This is a genomic window from Hymenobacter sp. CRA2 (genome assembly GCF_002007105.1).
Classification (GTDB): domain Bacteria; phylum Bacteroidota; class Bacteroidia; order Cytophagales; family Hymenobacteraceae; genus Solirubrum.
In genome coordinates this window covers 119548-135810 of record NZ_MVBC01000008.1, presented here as the reverse complement: position 1 = coordinate 135810, position 16263 = coordinate 119548, and the positions used below count along the sequence as shown (strand labels likewise).

Sequence of the window (16263 nt, the reverse complement as noted above, 5' to 3'; positions counted from 1 at the left end):
GCAGCGCCCCCGGATGCTGCCTGGGCCCGCAACCGGCCGGCGGCGCAGCGCCCGACAGCCGCCATACCTCGTTCGGCACCGGGAGCAAAGCGTGGCATGCTTTCGGCAGCGGTACGATGGAAAGACATACCACGAGCCCTCACCCGAACGTTGATAACGCCCGGCGCCTCGGAACTTGGTTGCGGAGTACCGGTGTATCTTTAGCCGCTTGGCTGTACGCAGTGTACCCCGGCTCTGCTTTATGACACGGATTCCCCTTCTTCTTTCCCTCTCGGCAGCCTTGCTGCTCGGCAGTCCCGCCTTCGCCCAAAAAGTCAAAACGAAAACCAAAACTGCTGCCGCTGATGTGCCGGCCGCGGCCCGCCGTACGCTGCCGCTGTTTGGGGGGCTTACGCCCGAGGCGGCGCAGCAGTTTGTGGGCGAGGCGTTTCTGAAAAATGCCGAGCAAAGCTTTGCTTCGCGCGCCGAGGCCAGCCAATTCTTCGCCAACAAGGGCTACGAGTACCTGACCGAAGGCAAGGCCGATACGGCCCGCTCGCGTTTCAACCTGGCGTGGGTGCTCGACCCCAAAAACCCCGAGCCCTACCGCGGCCTCGGCCTGCTGGTAGCCGCCAGCTCGCCCGACGAAGCCATCGGCCTTTTCAACCAGGCTCTGGCGCTGAACCCCAACAACACGCAGCTGCTCTCCGATCTGGGCGCCAGCTACCTGCTGCGCTACGGCCAGACCAAGAAAAGCAAGGACCTGAAGACGGCCGACGAGCTGCTGCAGCGCGCCGTGGCGGCCGACGCCAAGAACGCCTACGCGTGGCAGCAGCTCTCCTGGGCGCAGTACTACGCGGAGAAGTACCCCCAATCCTGGGAGTCTTTGCACAAGGCGCAGGCCCTGGACCTGAGCACCCTGGATTTCGAACTGGTCAGCCAGCTCAAAGAAAAGCTTCCTGATCCACAGGGCTTGATTAAGTAACCGGGCGGCAGACAACGTACCCGCCTCGCGGGGCGTATCGGCCTACTCACCTTTGTCTTTTCTGTTCGTGCGCATAGCCCCTCTCCTTCTTGGCGCCGCGCTGCTCCCCGTAGTGGCGGCGGCCCAGGCTCCCCGCCGCCACTACGATGCCCAGGCCCGGGCCTTCTACCGCGGTCCGGTCCGCCTCACGGCCGGCGGCGGAGCCGCGCTCTACATCGGCGACCTGGGCACGCTGCGGCCCGGCCCCGCGTTCAACGCCGGCGTGGTGTACACCTGGCGGCCGCACTGGTCGGTGGGCGGCGAGCTGACGTGGTTTCAGCTGGCCGGCGTCGACCAGCTGAAGGAGCGCAACCTCGGTTTCCGCGGCCGCAACCTCTCGCTGACCAGCTTTGTCCGCTTCGAGCCGCTGACCGACCGCTCGTGGTACGCGGCTACCAGCCGCGAGTACGCGCGCGTGAAGCCGTTTCTGCAGGCCGGTGCGGGCTTTGTCATCTACAACCCAAAGTCCTACCGCGGCACCAATATTCCCAACAACGCCGAGGGCTTCCTGCCGCCCGAGCGCACCGACTACCCCGCCACGGCCCTCGTTGCGCCCGTAGGTGGCGGTCTGACGTTCAACGTGGTACCGCGGCTGTGGATTACGGCCCAGGGCAGCTACGCCTTCACTACCACCGACCACCTGGACGACGTGAGCAAGCGGGCCAACCCCGACCAGAACGACGGCTACGCCCTGTTTGAGCTGAAAGCCGAATACCAATTGAAGTAACCGCCGCCCGGTAGTCGTCCGCAGAAAAGCCCGTTGCTCCTCTTGGGCGGCTTTGTATACCCGCTACCGGCGCGCCTTACCAATTACCTCCCATGCCCTTTCCCGCTGATGCGGCCACGCGCTGGTCGCTGCAAGGCCGCGTGTTTCTCGTTACGGGTGCTTCCGCCGGCATCGGCGCGGCGGTAGCCCAGGAGCTGCTGGGCTTCGGCGCTACCGTGGTAGCCGCCGCCCGCCGCCCCGAGCCGCTGCAGGCGGCCGTCGATGCCTGGCAGCAGGAGGGCCTCGACGCCCACGCCGTAGCCGCCGACGTGAGCACTGCGGCCGGCCGCCAGGCACTGCTCGCCGAGGTGCGCGCCCGCCACGGCCGCCTCGATGGCCTCGTCAACAACGTCGGGACCAACATCCGCAAACCCACCGCCGACTACCAGGAAGGCGAGTACCAGCACGTGATGCAGACCAACCTGGATTCGGCTTTCGCGCTGTGCCAGCTGGTGTATCCGCTCCTTAAAGAAAGCGGGGCCGGCAGCATCGTCAATATCGCGTCGGTGGCGGGCCTCACGCACGTGCGCACCGGCGCCGTGTACGGCATGACCAAAGCCGCCATGGTGCAGCTCACGCGCTACCTCGCCGCCGAATGGGCGCCGGACCACATTCGAGTCAACTGCGTAGCGCCGTGGTACATCCAGACGCCCCTGGCGGCGGGCGTGCTCAGCAACGAAGCCTACCGGGCCGAAGTCATCAGCCGCACGCCCATGGGCCGCGTGGGCGAGCCGCAGGAGGTGGCCGCCGCAGTGGCGTTTATGTGCCTGCCCGCCGCCAGCTACATCACCGGCCAGACCCTGGCCGTGGACGGCGGTTTCGTCGGCCACGGCTTTTAGGCGGCAGCGGAGCGTCGGTTCACTCACTGTCATTGCGGGCGAACCGAAGGTCGATGCAGTCAAGCGCAGCAACCGCAGGAAGGCGTAGCCAATCGGTCCTGACCAATGTGCTGACCCTGAAATGAGCACCGCCCGAAACCAGCTTCTGCAGTTTCGGGCGGTGTCGTTTTGGGCTTCTACCGGTTGTATCGGCAGTGCTACTGGAGGAAGGATTCCGTCGCTTTGCTCGCAATGACAGCCGGTGTGGCCGTGGCGCCGTATTCTACTTTTCGATGCTCGTCAGCCGCAGCAGCGCATCGGCGTAGCGTGCGAAAGCGGCTTCGCCACCGGCCTCCATGTACAGGAACGGCTCGATCAGCTCCAGCTCCATGAGCCAAAAGCCTCCTTCCGGCGTTTCCACCCCATCGACGCGGGCGTAGAGGCAGCCTGGGGCGAAGCGCTCCACGATGTCAGCGGCCACGCGCTGGATAGCAGCCGAGGGCGTTTCGGCGTGAATACCGCCGCCGAACATATGCTGCACGCGGAAGTCGCCGGCTTTTGGGGTTTTGCGCACGCAGTGGCTCAGCTCGCCGCCGAAGTAAATCAGCGACCATTCGCCGGAGGTTTGAATCTGCGGCAGAAAAGGCTGGGCCAGAAAGTCCCCGGCATCGACCAAGGACTGCAGCTGCGGCGCGGCCACGGCGGCTTCCTGGCGGGTGAGGGCGAAAGTGTCCTTGGCGCCGCCGCTCACGGTGGGCTTCAGCACGAGGCGGTCGGTGGCCAGCTCGGCCAGCAGCGCGTCGGTGTCTACCTGGCTGCCGCGGGCCAGCCAACGCGTGGGCACGATGGGCACCCCGGCCAGCTCCATGTCGCGCAGGTACGCTTTGTCGGCGTTGTGGCGCACGATGCCGGTAGGGTTGAGCAGGCGCACGCCGCGGGCGTCCAGCGCGTCGAGCCACTGGTGAAACTCGGTGGGCCGGTCGAAATAGTCCCAGGGCGTTTTCAGCACGGCCACGTCGAAGGATTCCCAGCGTACCGCCGGGTCCGACCACACGGCAAACGTTACGTCGATGCCGCGGCGGCGCAGGTAAGCGGCTAGTTCCTGGTCTTCGTTGGCGACGCCGGTGGCCGCGTACTGGGCCAGCGCGTCGCAGGTAACAAGGGCAATATGCATAGGTGCGAACAGACGAAAGGTAACCGGCCAACGACGCACGGCCCGGCCTTTTCGTTCACAAAAAAGCCCACCGTGTGCAGTAACACGGCGGGCTTTCTGGGTTCTGAGCCCCGTTAGCGAAGCGGGTTATTGCTTCACGAAGCGGGTGCGGAAGGCTTTCTGGCCATCCGACAGGCTTACCTGATAGATGCCGGCGCGCAGCTGGCTTACGTCGAGTTGGCCGTCGGCCAGCAGGCGTACCTGCTTCACTTCCGCCCCGCGCTGGTCGTACACGTGCACGGCCTTCGGCTGGCCGTTGTTCGGCAGCGCCACGGTCAGCATACCCGAAGTCGGGTTCGGGAAGGCGCGGGCCTCACGGGCTTCTTCGTTGCCCAGCGGCGTAGCGCCCGAGATGCTGGCGAAAGTGCTCGGAGCCAGCGTACCGCCCGTGATGTTCACGGTGTAGTCTTCCGTCTCGCCGTAGCTGTAGGCGCTGCAGCTAGTAGTGGCCGATGCGTCGCTCATGATAACGCGCAGGCGCGTGGTACCGCTCTTGGCCGTGGCGGGCACGGTAAAGGTGCCGCTCAGCGTGGCCGCGCTCGAGGAGGAGCCCGACACCACCAGTTCGCCAGCGTCGGTGAACACGCCGTTCTTGTTGTAGTCGATGTACACCTTCCAGTACTCGGTGTAAGCCGTGCTGGTGAAGCCGGCCGAGAAGTAGATGGTCTGCGACGAGCCCGCCGCAATGCTGGTGCTGGTGGCCGTACCATCGTAGTAACCGGCGTCTTTGCTCGATGCCCGGTTGATGGAGCCCAGCTGCACCAGGTCAATCCACTCATAGCTCTGGTTGGAGCCCTTCGACGCGCAGTACGCGGTGGTGCCGGTGCCACCACCCGTCGAGCCTGCGCCCACGCCCACGGCACCCCAGGCGTTGGTCACGGCCGTTACCTGCGTGGAGCCGGCGCCGAACAGGTCGGTGGCGGCGTTGATGGTGGCCGTGCGGGCCGCGGCATAGTTCGAGGAAGCCGTCAGGTACACGCTTTCGGCGCGGAAGGCGATTTTGGCCGCGGCGTCGATGCCTACGCCCGCTACCGAGAAGGCCGTGCCCTTGTCGTTGGTGCCCGAGCCGCCCTGCGCCAGCAGGTAGAACCAGTAGTTCAGCACGCCCGAGTTGGTGTGCACGCCGCCGTAGTCGTTGTACTGGGTGGGCGAGCTGGTGGTAGCCTTCCAGTAAGTGCCCTGGTAGGTGTCGGGCTGGCCGTACTGGTTGGGGTTGCTCATGGAGCGCAAGGCACCGCCGGCTTTCATAATTTCCTCGCCGATCAGCCAGGTGCTCTTGCCGGTCAGGCCGTAGGTGCTCACGGCGCGGGCTTCCACGCAGGCACCCCAGATGTCGGAGAAGCCTTCGTTCATGGCCCCCGACTCGTTCTGGTAAGTCAGGTTCGAGGTTTTTTCGCACACGGCGTGGCCGATTTCGTGGCCGCACACGTCCATGGCCGTCAGCGGCTTAAAGGTGCTGGCCCCGTCGCCGTAGGTCATTACCGAGCCGTTCCAGTACGCGTTTTCGAAGCCCACGCCGTCGCCGGGCGTGTCGTCGAAGTGCACGTAGCTCTTGATTTTAGCGCCAGCGTTGTCGAAGGAATTGCGGTTGAAAACGGCCTTCCAGTAATCGTAGGTGCACTGGGCGCCGAAGTGGGCGTCGCCGGCCACGTTGTCGTAGTTGGCGTTGTTGTACTCCGTCCAGCTGTTGTCGGCGTCGGTGAAGTCGACAGCGGCGGTGTAGCTGCTGCCCTTCTTGGCGTTGTAGGTTTCGACGCCCAAACCGCGGGTGTACTCGCGCAGGCGGTAGGCCGTGGCGCCGGTGGAGGTGGTGTAGCTTTCGTTGGCCAGCGAGCGGGTGCCGTTGTAAGCCGTGGCGAAGGTGGCGGTGCCGGCGGCGTGCTTGATGATGGCGTCCTGCAGCACGATTTCGCCGGTGTGGGCGTCCACGTAGATGTAGGCGCGGCTCACCGGCTCGGCGGCGTACACGTCAAACTTCCAGGCCAGCGTGGGCTGCCCGGCTTTGGCGGCGTCCATGCTCAGGCCGTTGCGCACGATGACCAGCTCACCGGTGGGCTTGAAGGTGCGCTTGCCCTCGGTTTCCATGGCAAAGCGGCCTTCGCTGTCGACCTGCCACATGTACTTACGGGCCCGCACGAAGCCCAGCGCCGACTGCAGCGCAGCTTCGGCCGACAGCGCGGGGCGCGTGCTGAAACCCTCGCCCAGCTTCTCGAAGTCGCCGCTGAGGCTTTCTACCTGACCGTTGCGGCGGTGCGCGGTGTAGGTAGCGTGTTCTACCTTAATGCCCTTGAAGAACTGTTGGAACTTCTCGTGGGTAAAGCCCAGCTCGTCGGCTTCGGCGCGGGCGGCGCGTAGCTCGTCGTGCTGCGTGAGCGGCAGAATAGCCGCCATGGCCTGACGGGAGTCGCTCAAACGGCTGGCAGCGGGGAACTGCACGAATTCGGGCAAACCGTCGGCACCATTGATGCGCTGCACGGCGGCGCGGGAGCCATCCTGAGCCTGGGCCGCCAGGCTGCCGAGCAGCGCCAGACCCAAAGCAGAGTATTTGTTAAGCATAGAACGCGGGTTGGAGGGTTGGTTGTAGAAAAGAGTTGGACGGGAATGGGAGTCGCTTGAGGCGGCGGGCAAATTAATATTTTTTTAATCTTTCAAATGTTTCAAATCGATTTTGGCAAAAAAATTTACTCAAAATAAAAATCCATTAATAATCAACCTCTAAAACCGATTTCGCGTATCGCGCCCACGCCACCAAAAACGAGGCCATTAGAAAAACGCTATTTCTATTACTTGGTCACTGCATCCACCTGTTTTCGCTCCATTTGCACCAAGAGCTATTCCTTGGTCAAAATTCTCTGGCAAACTTCTAACTGCTTTCTATCCATCGTACCATACCGAAATGCAACTGCCCGGCCACAGTCCTGCTAAGAACCATGGCCGGGCAGCACAATGCAGCGGGCTTACTTTTTCTTGCCCGTGCCGCCGCTTAGGTAATCGACGGTGAGCTGCGCCAGGGTACGCACGCCCAGCTCCAGCCCGCTTTCGTCGATGAAAAAGCCGGCGGTGTGGTGCGGGGCCGTAGTAGCGGCATTAGTGCCGCGGGGCATGCCGCCGAGGTAGAGGAACAGCCCGGGCACTTTCTCCTGGTAGCAGCCAAAGTCTTCGGCCCCGGTCACGGCTTTCATGAGCGTCACATTGGGGGCGCCGGCCACGGCCTGCAGCGTGGGCAGCATGCGGGCCGTCAGGGCAGGGTCGTTGTAGGTGAGGGGGGCGGCGGGGCGCACGTCCACCTCGGCCGTGGTGCCGGCGGCCTCGGCAATGTTGGTGGCAATGCGCTTCACGCTGCGGCCCAGCAGCTCGCGCGTTTGGGGGTTGAGGGCGCGTAGCGTGCCCTGCAGCTCCACCTGCTCGGGGATGATGTTGTTGCGCACGCCGCCGTGCACCATGCCCACCGTCACCACGGCGGCGTCTTCGGTCAGCTGCACTTCGCGGCTCACGACGGTTTGCAGCGCCACGATGATTTGTGCGGCCGTTACCACCGGGTCGGTGGCCAGCCAGGGGTAGGCCCCGTGCGCCGATTTGCCCTTGACGCGGATCTGGAACACGTCGGCGCTGGCCATCATGCCCTCGGGCCGGTACTTGATCTGCCCGACTTCGGTCTGGGCGTTGACGTGCAGGCCGAACACGGCGTCGACTTTGGGATTGTCGAGCACGCCCTCTTTCACCATGAGTTTGGCGCCGCCTTCCTCACCGGGCGGCGGGCCCTCCTCGGCGGGCTGGAAGACGAACTTGACGGTGCCGGGCAGGTCGGCTTTCAGGCCGCTGAGCACATTGGCCGCCCCCAGCAGCATGGCTACGTGGGTGTCGTGGCCGCAGGCGTGCATCACGCCCACTTCCTGCCCGCTGTACTGGGCGCGCACCTTGGAGGCGAAGGGCACCTTGGGCTCTTCCGTCACGGGCAGGCCGTCCATGTCGGCGCGCAGGGCTACCACGGGGCCGGGCTTGCCGCCGCGCAGCAGGCCCACCACGCCGGTTTTACCCACCCCGGTTTGCACTTCCAGGCCCAGGCGTTTGAGTTCGGCGGCTATCAGGGCCGCCGTGCGGGTTTCGCGGTTGCCGAGCTCGGGATGCTCGTGAATGTCGCGGCGCCAGGCCACCACTTGCGGCTCCACGCGGCGGGCGGCGGCCTCGATGCGGCCCGCCAGGGCACTGTTGGACTTTTGGGCGGCCGCCGGCGAAGAGGCCGCGGCGAGTAGCCCGCAGGCTACCACGAACGGAAGACGAAGGCGAAACATACAGCGCCGTAAAACTGAAGTGGGCGCTTAAGGTACAACGCGCGCCGCGTGTAACTTGCTTGCCCATGCCCATTGCCCTTTTCTCTACCGCGCCGCCGCTGCGCCAGGCGTGGCATCAGGCCTGGCGCCACCCTGCTTTTCGGAGGCTGCTGGCCGGGGCGCTGGGCGGATTGCTGCTGCTGGCCGCACTGATTCCGCGCTTTTTTGCCTGGGTGCAGCAGCGCCCCGGTGTCCGTCCGCCCGATGCGGTGCTGCTGCACCTGCCGGCCTACGATGTATCCGGCCTCACCTTCGCGGTTATCTACGCGGCCATCGTGCTGGGGCTGGCCGTGCTGCTGCCCCGCCCCCGGCAGCTGCTGCGGGCGCTGTGGGGCTACCTGCTGCTTCACGGCCTGCGCTTGGTCACGCTGGCGCTGGTGCCGTGGGAAGCACCGCCGCACCTAATCGTGCTGCACGACCCGGTTGTCGACCGGCTTTTTTATGCCTCGGCCACCAGCATTACCAAGGACTTGTTTTTCTCCGGCCACACGGCCACCGTGCTGCTGCTGGCCCTGGCGGCTCCGCCCGGCCGGGTGCGTAAGGTCCTGCTACTAGGTACAGCCCTGGTAGCCAGCTTGGTGCTGGTGCAGCACGCGCACTACAGCTGGGACGTGCTCGGGGCGCTGCTGGCCGCGCCGCTGGCGTGGCGGCTGGCCGGCTACGTTACCAACCCCGCGCGCTCCGAGGCCGCGCAGCCCTGAGCGGTTACTTCAGGAGCTTCTCGTACAGGCCAGCGGCAACTTTCTCGGTCAGGCTTTTGGGTACCACGCGGGTGAGGGCGGCCGAGAGCTTGTTCAGGGCACCGGGAATGATTTCGGCCTCGCCGGCCAGCAACCCAGCTACGCCGATACGGGCCACGTCTTCCGCCGACATGGCGAAGCGGGCAGACGTTTCCTGCAGAGCCGCGTTCATGCCGGCACGGTCGGCAAAATCGGTGGCGGTGGCGCCCGGGCTGAGGCAGCTTACAGATACCGGAGTGCCCTGCAGCTCGTAGCGCAGCCCGCGCGAAAACGTGAGCAGAAAGGCCTTGCTGGCCGCGTACAGCGCCAGCGTGGGCACAGCCTGGTAAGCGGCGGTGCTAGCCACGTTCAGGATGTAGGCCCGGGCTTGCTGCCGCAGCTGCGGCAGCAAAGCGTGCGTGAGGGCCACGGGCAGCAGCATGTTAAGCTGCAGCATCTGCTGCTGCTCGGCCAGGGGCAGCTCGGCAAAACGCCCCCACAAGCCAAAGCCGGCGTTGTTGACGAGTACGGCCAGCTGGTCGGTGGCGCGCTGCTGCACCCAGTCGGCCAGCTCCTGAGCGGCGCGCGGGGCCGTCAGGTCCAGGGCCAGGTAGGCGGCCGGCACGCCGTGGGCAATGCGCAACTCGGCGGCCAGGGCGTGCAGCTCCACGCTGGTGCGCGCGACCAGCAGCACACCGTAGCCGCGCCGCGCCAGCTCGTGCGCCAGGGCGCGGCCAATGCCGCGGCTAGCGCCGGTTATCAGGGCGTAAGAAATCATGAAACGAAAGCCGGCAGAAGTCCGGCGAGAGGCCACACGGGGCGGGAAAACAGGGAACGGAAAGTCATTTGACGAGGTGCAAAAACCGCAGGTAAAACGGCGTCGGGCTGTGCTCGTGCTTGGGCTGGTACTTGCCGGCCAGCACGGGCACGTACATCACACGGCGGCGCGAGGCCTCGCCCACCAGCGGCGAGCGGGCCACGCGGTGCCACATGCGCCCGTCGTGCACGGTCAGGTCGCCGGCCTCGGTTTCGATGGCCACTTCAGCGGGGTCGGCGGCGGTATCCTTGAAGTACTTTTTGCGCAGCAGCATGCTGGCCAACGACTGCCGGTGCGTGCCGGGCAGCACCCGCAAGCCGCCGTTGTGGGCCGGGCAGGCGTCGAGGTGTACGCCCACGTTCAGCATGGGCCCGATGCGGCGGCCGTAGAATACGTCGCGCAGGGCATCGGTGTGCCAACCCATCTGCGAAAACTCTGAGCCCGGCACGTTCACGTAGTGGTTGACCACCAGCCCGTCCTTCTCGTTCTCGCCGATGCGGCCGCCAGGGGCGTCCAGCAGCTCAAACAAGGCCGCGAAGCGCGCGTCCTGCAGAAACGCGTGCAAAACCGGGCTGTGCTGCGAGGCAAAGGCGAAGCGCTGCACAATGGGGCGGCCGTCCACATCGTGGCCGTACTTGATGGGCACGCCGTTGACTTTGGCGACGCCCGTACGCAGCCACTGCTGCTGCACGGCTTCGGTGGCCCGCAATAGGACCTGCACGGCCTCGGGGGTAACGAAACCGCGAAAATGCAAGAAGCCGTAGCGCCGGAAGAAGTCTACCTGCGCAGTGGTAAGCCGGGGCGAGGTCAATGAAAACCGCGGGTAATCAGCAGCGAGAAGCATGGCACATCAGCTGAAAAAACGGTACTGCGGAGCCGGGCAGCGGCACTTACTCAAGATACCACCCGCAAGCCGCCATCGAAAGTTTCCGATGCGAACTTATCCGGCGCCGGGTGAAGCCGTGGTGAAGGCCATGATTCACCGCCAATTGTGTATTTTCGGGAAGCCTTAGCCCTGCCCACTCCACCTTTCGGCGGCTCTTGCTTTCGTATGAAACGCTTTGCCTGGCTCCCCCTGACGGGCGGCTTCCTGCTCGGCCACCTGGCCCTGGCCCAGACGCCGGCCACGGCCCCGCGCTTGGTGCCCTACCACAAAGGCGCGCAGTGGGGCTACGCCGACCGCCGCGGCCGCCTGGTGCTGCCCCTGCGCTACGACGAGGCCGGCCCCCTGGTCGACGAGGTGGCCTGGGTGCGCATCGGCACGCGCTACGGCTACATCGACGGGGGCGGCAACCCCATCACGCCGGTGCAGTACGAGCGGGCCGGCACCTTCCGCAACGGCCGCGCCACGGTGATGCTCAACGGCGAAACGTTTGACATTTCCAGCACGGGCAAGCGCCTGACCGAGCCGGCGGAAGTGGTGGAAGAAGACTTCCTGCCCCAGGGCGACCCGATGCGCCAAGGCGGCAAGGTGGGCTTCCGCTTCTCGGTGGGCCAGGCCACCGTGCCGCCGCTCTACGACGAAGTGCGCGACCTGTACCACGACGGCCTCGTGCTGGTGCGCCAGGGCCCGAAGTGGGGCGTGGTCGATAGCCGCGGGCGCATCCGCCTCGCGCCCGAATACGACGCCATCCGGGCCGTGGAACAGAACGGCTACCAGTTCCCCATTGTGGAGCAGCAGGGCCGCTTCGGCTACCTCGGCACCGACGGCAAGCTGCTGGTGCCGCCCAAGTACGCCGCCGCCGAGCCCTTCGAGGCCGGTGTGGCCCGCGTAACCACCACCAGCGGCGTGGTGGGCTACATTGATGCCGAGGGGCGGGAGTATTTCAGCGAGTAAGCGGCGGAATACTGCCGCCGTGGGTACGCGCGTTCAGCATCATGTAGTGCTCTATTGCTCTAGCTGATTATGCTGCACGCGCTGCCCATTACCAACGTTCTGCTCAGCCCCTGCCCGGTACCGGCCGAGCAGCTTACGCCCGTAGCGGGCGGGCACTTCTGCGCCGACTGCCAGCGCGTGGTCTACGACTTCACTGGGGCCTCGCAGCAGGAGTTGGCCGCGGCCCGTGCCGCCGCGCCCGATAGCCGGCTATGCGGCCGGTTTCGGCGCAGCCAGCTAGCAGCTGCGGCACCCACGCCCCCACCTCGACTGCGCCCCCAGCTGCGGCGGTTTCTGCTGGCGGCGTTGCTGATTCTGGTACAGGGCTTATCGGCGCGGCAGGCCTGGGCGCAGGTGTGTGGTAACCGACCACCTTTTAAGGTCGCGGCAGTACCGGCTCAGCTATATCAGCTACCAAGTAGCTGGCCGCTGCTTCCCGATGCGCTACCACCGGCTATTGACCTTGCTAACGAGCCGCAAGAAGCTGTTTTTACGGGTATGCTGGAGCCTACGCCCCAATTTCCGGGCGGCATTGAAGCTTTGCGGCAGTTTCTGCATACCAACATTCATTATCCCGCCACCACGGCCGAAGGAAAAGTCTTCATCACCTTCACTATAGACGGCACGGGGCAAGTCCACAAGGCCAAAGTTCTAAAAGGAGCTCATCCCCTTCTCAATGAAGAAGCCTTGCGGGTAGTGCGCCTTATGCCCCGCTGGCGCGTAGATTTTCAAGGCCGGCAGCCATACAGTGTTGACTATACATTACCTATCAGCTTCATCCTCACGGAGGAGGCCACGAGTCCAGCAGGTTCTAATTAAACTTATCGGCCTACTTGGCTGCTCATCCTATGCTACACGAGTTTCTTAGGGTCCCGCTGTCCTTCCAATTAAAATGCCCCCAGCTCCGACAGCACCTGTTTTTGGCGGCTATAGCACTGGGAATGCAGGCCTTGATAGCTTGTGAAATAGCACCGCGTCCTGGCGCTACTGATACCAACACCTCTAGGTCCAGGCCTAAGCTTTCATTGGCCGAAGCCGCCTCAGGAGCAGTCGACACCAATCGGTTCGAATGCGTATTGCCGATGGAGCGCATGGCCGAATTTCCCGGCGGTCTGGATAGCCTGAATAGCTATTTACAGCGCAATCTGCATTACCCCAATGCTCCACTTCCCTGGCCAGGACTCAAAGGCAAGGTATTCGTCAGCTTTACCGTACTGCGCACCGGCCAGATAGCTCACGCGCATGTTGAACGCGGCGTGAATCCCAAACTTGACGCCGAGGCGCTGCGCGTAGTACGAGCAATGCCCGCCTGGAAGCCAGGGGAGCAATTCGGCCAGCCAGTGGCCATAGTATACACGCTGCCCATTACTTTCTTGCTCGACGCAGATACTACGGGTAGCCAGTAACTATGCCTGCTACCGCTCCAATAGTGTTCGGGCAGCGGTAAGCTGGTTCATCGTACCTCAGTTGGTGGCACCTAGGAGCGTCGTGCGCTTGCTACAGTCCTTTGCACCCAGCCGCAAGCAGGGCCAGGCGATGAACTACGCTACGTCGTAGCGGTGGAGTTTTCCGCCCGGTAGCATTCCATCCGGAAAACCTTAAACTTATACCCAGGCAAGCATCTCTTCCGTACCACAGCCGCTACCACTCTCTCCGAACCCCATCCCGGCCATGATCTTCACCCCGAGCCCGATGTTGCTCAAGCTGCTCTACACCCGCGGCAGCCTGCACAACCTGCCCGACAACGGCGGCGTCGCCTTCTCCCTCAAGAACCGTCTGGACACCGTGCGCCTCACCCGCCTCGATCAGGTGCGCGTCGACGGGCGCACGCTCGGGCCCGAATCCATTACCCTGGACCTGGGCGACGGCAACGTGCGCCCGGCCACCGAAATCGGGGAAGACGGGGGCGTAAACTTCCCGGTGGGCCAGAGCATCACCGTGCGCCTGCACACCGAGCCGCTGCCCGAGGGCATGCACCCGGTGCAGCTGCAGTTCGAAACCGACCCGTTCGGCACCCTGAACGTGGAAGTAGAGGACGCCATCGTGCACCAGGAAGGGGCCCGCGTGCGCATTCCGCGCCACGACCACGACGACTATTCCGAGGCCGCTATCCAGGCCCGGCAGCGCTTTGCCCAGGACTTTACCGGGCAGGAGTTCGAGCACATTCACCAGTACTCCTTCGATGCGCACATGCTGCAGGGCAACTGCGAGCATTTCACCGGCGTGGCGCAGATTCCCATCGGGCTGGCTGGCCCGTTGCGCGTCAATGGGGAGCACGCGCAGGGCGACTTCCTCATCCCGATGGCCACCACCGAGGGCACCCTGGTGGCCAGCTACAACCGCGGCATGCAGGTGCTTAACCTCTGCGGCGGGGTGAAGTGCACCGTCATTGGCGACGCCATGCAGCGCGCCCCGGTGTTCGTGTTTGAGGATGCGCGCGGCGCCCGCGACTTCGCCCGCTGGATTGACGAGAACATCGACCCCATCCGGGCCGAAGCGGAAGGTACCTCGCGCGTGGCCAAGCTGCAGTACATCGACACGTACCTGGCCAACAAATTTGCCTACCTGCGCTTCAACTACAGCACCGGCGACGCGGCCGGCCAGAACATGGTGGGCCGCGCCACTTTCGCGGCCTGCTCCTGGGTTCTGGAAAACTACAAGGGCGCCGGCATCCGCCACTTCTACCTCGAATCCAACTTCGCCACCGACAAAAAGGCTTCGCAGATCAACGTGATGCGCACCCGCGGCAAGCGCGTGGTGGCCGAGGCCGTCATCAAGCGCGACATCCTGCAGCAGCGCATGCGCGTGACGCCCGAGCAACTGGCCTACCACGGGCAGGTGAGCAACGTGGGCGCCTTCCTCTCGGGGGCCAACAACAACGGCGCGCACTCGGCCAACGGCATCACGGCCATGTTCATTGCCACGGGGCAGGACGTGGCCAACGTGTCGGAGTCGTCGGCCGGCGTGATTTACTCCGAAGTGACGCCCGAGCGCGACCTGTACCTGAGCATCACCATTCCCTCGCTTATCGTGGCCACGCACGGCGGCGGCACCGGACTGGCTACACAAAACGAGTGCCTGCGCATGCTGGGCTGCGTGGGCCGCGGCACCGTCAATAAGCTAGCCGAAATCGTGGCCGGCGTGGTGCTGGCCGGCGAGCTAAGCCTGGCCTCGGCCATCAGCAGCTCCGACTGGGTCAGCTCGCACGAGCAGTACGGCCGCAACCGGTAATCAACCCAAGTTGCGGGTAACCTAAAGCCAGAGCTAAGGTTAGTCCCCCTCCTCAGCTGAGGAGGGGCTAGGGGTGGTTGACCTCGATTTAACACGTCCGACACAGAACGTCATGAAAAGCCGCAGTCGAGACATCTCGCGTGCTGATACCGGCTAGTAACCTTTAGCTCTAGCCGTTCAACCACCCCTAGCCCCTCCTCAACTGAGGAGGGGAACTAACTCTAGCCACGTTCTACAACTTGGGCTGTGTCATTCCTCCTTGTTCCTTCTGCCTACAAAGGGTCGGCCGTTACCTTGAACTTGTAGTTGATGCTCATGTCGGTGTTTTGCGTGAGCGGACTGCGGAAGCGCGTTTCCACGCTCAGGATGTACTGATCGGTCTTCAGGTACTTGTCCAGCTTGGCGTTGCTGGAGCGCAGCTCAATGGTTTTGACACCCATGGGCACCTGGTCGAGGGAGGCCAGCAGGGTCCGCTCGCTCGGGTCGAGGCTGATGTACACGGCCACGTTTTCCAGAAAGTCGAAGTTGGCGTTGCTCGGCCCGCTGATGTCCAGCGTGAGCTTGTTCAGGCTCACGTCCTTCACCAGATTGGCGGCGGTGTTGGCCTTGCGGTACTCCTCGGCCGAGTTGAACTGCACCGGAAAAGCCAGCAGCGGCAGCTGGCCCACCAAGGGCGAGGCCGGCAGCTGAAACGCCTGCGAATCCTCGATGTAGAACGTAAGCAGCTCGTTGATTTTCTTACACGCGCCCACCCCCAGTAGCAGGACGGCTATCAGGGGAAGTAGAAGTTTTTTGGTCATAAGCACACGGTGGAGGTTGCGGCGAAAATAGCACGCTACCTGCGCATTACAACATACTCATCAACTAATACTGCCCTGCGCCGCCCAAAGCAAACTGCCCCGGTCGCCCTGGCAAAACCAGCGCAGCCGGGGCAGCAGCCTAAGTGGGCAAGGCTACAGCGGGTCGGCCGTTACCTTGAACCGGGCGTCGGAGCGCACGTTGATGTCCTGGCCCACGGCGCGGCGGATGCGCGCCTCGGTGGTCAGGGTGTAGCTCGGGGCCTTCACGTACTTATCGAGCTTGGTGCCGCTGGGCTGCAGCTCGATGGTTTTGGCGCCCGTAGGCACGTTGCTCAGCGAGGCCAGCGGCACGCGGTCCGTGTTATCGGTGCTGATGTAGAGCGTGATGCTTTCGAGGAAGTCGAAGTTGGCCGTGCTCGGGTCGGTGACGGTTAGGGTGAGTTTGTTCAGGCTCACGTCTTTCACCAGGTCGGCGCGGGTGTTTTCGTTCTGGAACCGCTCTTCCGAGCGGGTGCTTACGGCCACCGGCGAAATGGGCAGCATGGACCCAATCGGCAAGCCGCTACCGGGCACGCGGATGTTCTGCGTGTCCTCGATGTAAAAGGTCAGCAGCTTATCGAGTTTCTTGCAGGAAGCAGCCCCAATGAGCACCAAGGCGGCAAACAGAAATAGGACTTTTTTCATGTACA

The 16263-nt window shown here is 64.2% G+C and carries 15 protein-coding genes; 8 read left to right on the top strand and 7 right to left on the bottom strand.

The annotated features are described in order from the left end of the window. The first annotated feature begins 241 nt into the window (after nt 1-241). From B0919_RS13975 to B0919_RS13965, 3 genes are all read left to right on the top strand, one after another. Nucleotides 242-964: a tetratricopeptide repeat protein gene (locus tag B0919_RS13975; RefSeq protein ID WP_139362126.1), complete on the top strand. Its 723-nt coding sequence runs from the start codon at nt 242-244 to the stop codon at nt 962-964. A gap of 67 nt (nt 965-1031) precedes the next feature. Continuing rightward, entirely contained in the window at nt 1032-1730 is a 699-nt protein-coding gene (locus B0919_RS13970) for an outer membrane beta-barrel protein (protein ID WP_139362125.1), read from the top strand. Nucleotides 1731-1822: 92 nt separating this feature from the next. Then, entirely contained in the window at nt 1823-2608 is a 786-nt protein-coding gene (locus tag B0919_RS13965) for an SDR family oxidoreductase (RefSeq protein ID WP_078012895.1), read from the top strand. Between the two features lie 262 nt (nt 2609-2870). Here the strand turns inward: B0919_RS13965 and B0919_RS13960 are convergent, their stop codons facing one another. The 3 genes from B0919_RS13960 to B0919_RS13950 form a co-directional block, all read right to left on the bottom strand. Then, complete coding sequence (locus tag B0919_RS13960; RefSeq protein ID WP_078012894.1) at nt 2871-3761, bottom strand: RimK family alpha-L-glutamate ligase; 891 nt, start codon at nt 3759-3761, stop codon at nt 2871-2873. A 126-nt stretch (nt 3762-3887) separates the two neighbouring features. Next, on the bottom strand, nt 3888-6356 hold the full coding sequence (locus B0919_RS13955) for a M4 family metallopeptidase (protein WP_078012893.1): 2469 nt from the start codon (nt 6354-6356) through the stop codon (nt 3888-3890). A gap of 401 nt (nt 6357-6757) precedes the next feature. Further along, nucleotides 6758-8092 (bottom strand): amidohydrolase, encoded by a 1335-nt coding sequence (locus B0919_RS13950; protein WP_078012892.1) that lies wholly within the window; start codon nt 8090-8092, stop codon nt 6758-6760. A gap of 65 nt (nt 8093-8157) precedes the next feature. Here B0919_RS13950 and B0919_RS13945 point away from each other — a divergent pair, with 65 nt between their 5' ends. After that, nucleotides 8158-8832 (top strand): phosphatase PAP2-related protein, encoded by a 675-nt coding sequence (locus B0919_RS13945; RefSeq protein ID WP_078012891.1) that lies wholly within the window; start codon nt 8158-8160, stop codon nt 8830-8832. 4 nt (nt 8833-8836) lie between these two features. On the opposite strand, the gene B0919_RS13940 is transcribed toward B0919_RS13945, so the two are convergent. Together B0919_RS13940 and B0919_RS13935 are read right to left on the bottom strand one after the other, a co-directional pair. After that, nucleotides 8837-9628 carry an SDR family NAD(P)-dependent oxidoreductase gene (locus B0919_RS13940; RefSeq protein WP_078012890.1) on the bottom strand — a complete coding sequence of 264 codons (792 nt, stop codon included), beginning with the start codon at nt 9626-9628 and terminating at the stop codon, nt 8837-8839. Nucleotides 9629-9692: 64 nt separating this feature from the next. Then, on the bottom strand, nt 9693-10511 hold the full coding sequence (locus B0919_RS13935) for a phytanoyl-CoA dioxygenase family protein (protein WP_078012889.1): 819 nt from the start codon (nt 10509-10511) through the stop codon (nt 9693-9695). Between the two features lie 207 nt (nt 10512-10718). Here B0919_RS13935 and B0919_RS13930 point away from each other — a divergent pair, with 207 nt between their 5' ends. The 4 genes from B0919_RS13930 to B0919_RS13915 all read left to right on the top strand — a co-directional run bounded on the left by B0919_RS13930 (nt 10719) and on the right by B0919_RS13915 (nt 14774). After that, on the top strand, nt 10719-11504 hold the full coding sequence (locus B0919_RS13930) for a WG repeat-containing protein (RefSeq protein WP_078012888.1): 786 nt from the start codon (nt 10719-10721) through the stop codon (nt 11502-11504). A 345-nt stretch (nt 11505-11849) separates the two neighbouring features. Continuing rightward, nucleotides 11850-12362, top strand: a complete 513-nt coding sequence (locus B0919_RS13925; protein WP_176133046.1) for an energy transducer TonB — start codon at nt 11850-11852, stop codon at nt 12360-12362. Between the two features lie 272 nt (nt 12363-12634). Beyond that, on the top strand, nt 12635-12949 hold the full coding sequence (locus B0919_RS25280; protein ID WP_176133045.1) for an energy transducer TonB: 315 nt from the start codon (nt 12635-12637) through the stop codon (nt 12947-12949). Between the two features lie 265 nt (nt 12950-13214). Beyond that, nucleotides 13215-14774 carry a hydroxymethylglutaryl-CoA reductase gene (locus B0919_RS13915; RefSeq protein WP_078012885.1) on the top strand — a complete coding sequence of 520 codons (1560 nt, stop codon included), beginning with the start codon at nt 13215-13217 and terminating at the stop codon, nt 14772-14774. A gap of 272 nt (nt 14775-15046) precedes the next feature. Here the strand turns inward: B0919_RS13915 and B0919_RS13910 are convergent, their stop codons facing one another. Further along, nucleotides 15047-15574, bottom strand: coding sequence for a hypothetical protein (locus tag B0919_RS13910; RefSeq protein WP_078012884.1), 528 nt, complete (start codon nt 15572-15574; stop codon nt 15047-15049). Between the two features lie 153 nt (nt 15575-15727). Next, nucleotides 15728-16258 carry a hypothetical protein gene (locus tag B0919_RS13905; RefSeq protein ID WP_139362124.1) on the bottom strand — a complete coding sequence of 177 codons (531 nt, stop codon included), beginning with the start codon at nt 16256-16258 and terminating at the stop codon, nt 15728-15730. Nucleotides 16259-16263: the final 5 nt, after the last annotated feature.

Coding starts and splice junctions, on each gene's coding strand:
- B0919_RS13915 (WP_078012885.1), top strand. CDS start 13,215: ATGATCTTCACCCCGAGCCCGATGTTGCTCAAGCTGCTCTACACCCGC.
- B0919_RS13955 (WP_078012893.1), bottom strand. CDS start 6,356: ATGCTTAACAAATACTCTGCTTTGGGTCTGGCGCTGCTCGGCAGCCTG.
- B0919_RS13960 (WP_078012894.1), bottom strand. CDS start 3,761: ATGCATATTGCCCTTGTTACCTGCGACGCGCTGGCCCAGTACGCGGCC.
- B0919_RS13940 (WP_078012890.1), bottom strand. CDS start 9,628: ATGATTTCTTACGCCCTGATAACCGGCGCTAGCCGCGGCATTGGCCGC.
- B0919_RS13935 (WP_078012889.1), bottom strand. CDS start 10,511: ATGCTTCTCGCTGCTGATTACCCGCGGTTTTCATTGACCTCGCCCCGG.
- B0919_RS13905 (WP_139362124.1), bottom strand. CDS start 16,258: ATGAAAAAAGTCCTATTTCTGTTTGCCGCCTTGGTGCTCATTGGGGCT.
- B0919_RS13910 (WP_078012884.1), bottom strand. CDS start 15,574: ATGACCAAAAAACTTCTACTTCCCCTGATAGCCGTCCTGCTACTGGGG.
- B0919_RS13965 (WP_078012895.1), top strand. CDS start 1,823: ATGCCCTTTCCCGCTGATGCGGCCACGCGCTGGTCGCTGCAAGGCCGC.
- B0919_RS13930 (WP_078012888.1), top strand. CDS start 10,719: ATGAAACGCTTTGCCTGGCTCCCCCTGACGGGCGGCTTCCTGCTCGGC.
- B0919_RS25280 (WP_176133045.1), top strand. CDS start 12,635: ATGGCCGAATTTCCCGGCGGTCTGGATAGCCTGAATAGCTATTTACAG.
- B0919_RS13950 (WP_078012892.1), bottom strand. CDS start 8,092: ATGTTTCGCCTTCGTCTTCCGTTCGTGGTAGCCTGCGGGCTACTCGCC.
- B0919_RS13945 (WP_078012891.1), top strand. CDS start 8,158: ATGCCCATTGCCCTTTTCTCTACCGCGCCGCCGCTGCGCCAGGCGTGG.
- B0919_RS13975 (WP_139362126.1), top strand. CDS start 242: ATGACACGGATTCCCCTTCTTCTTTCCCTCTCGGCAGCCTTGCTGCTC.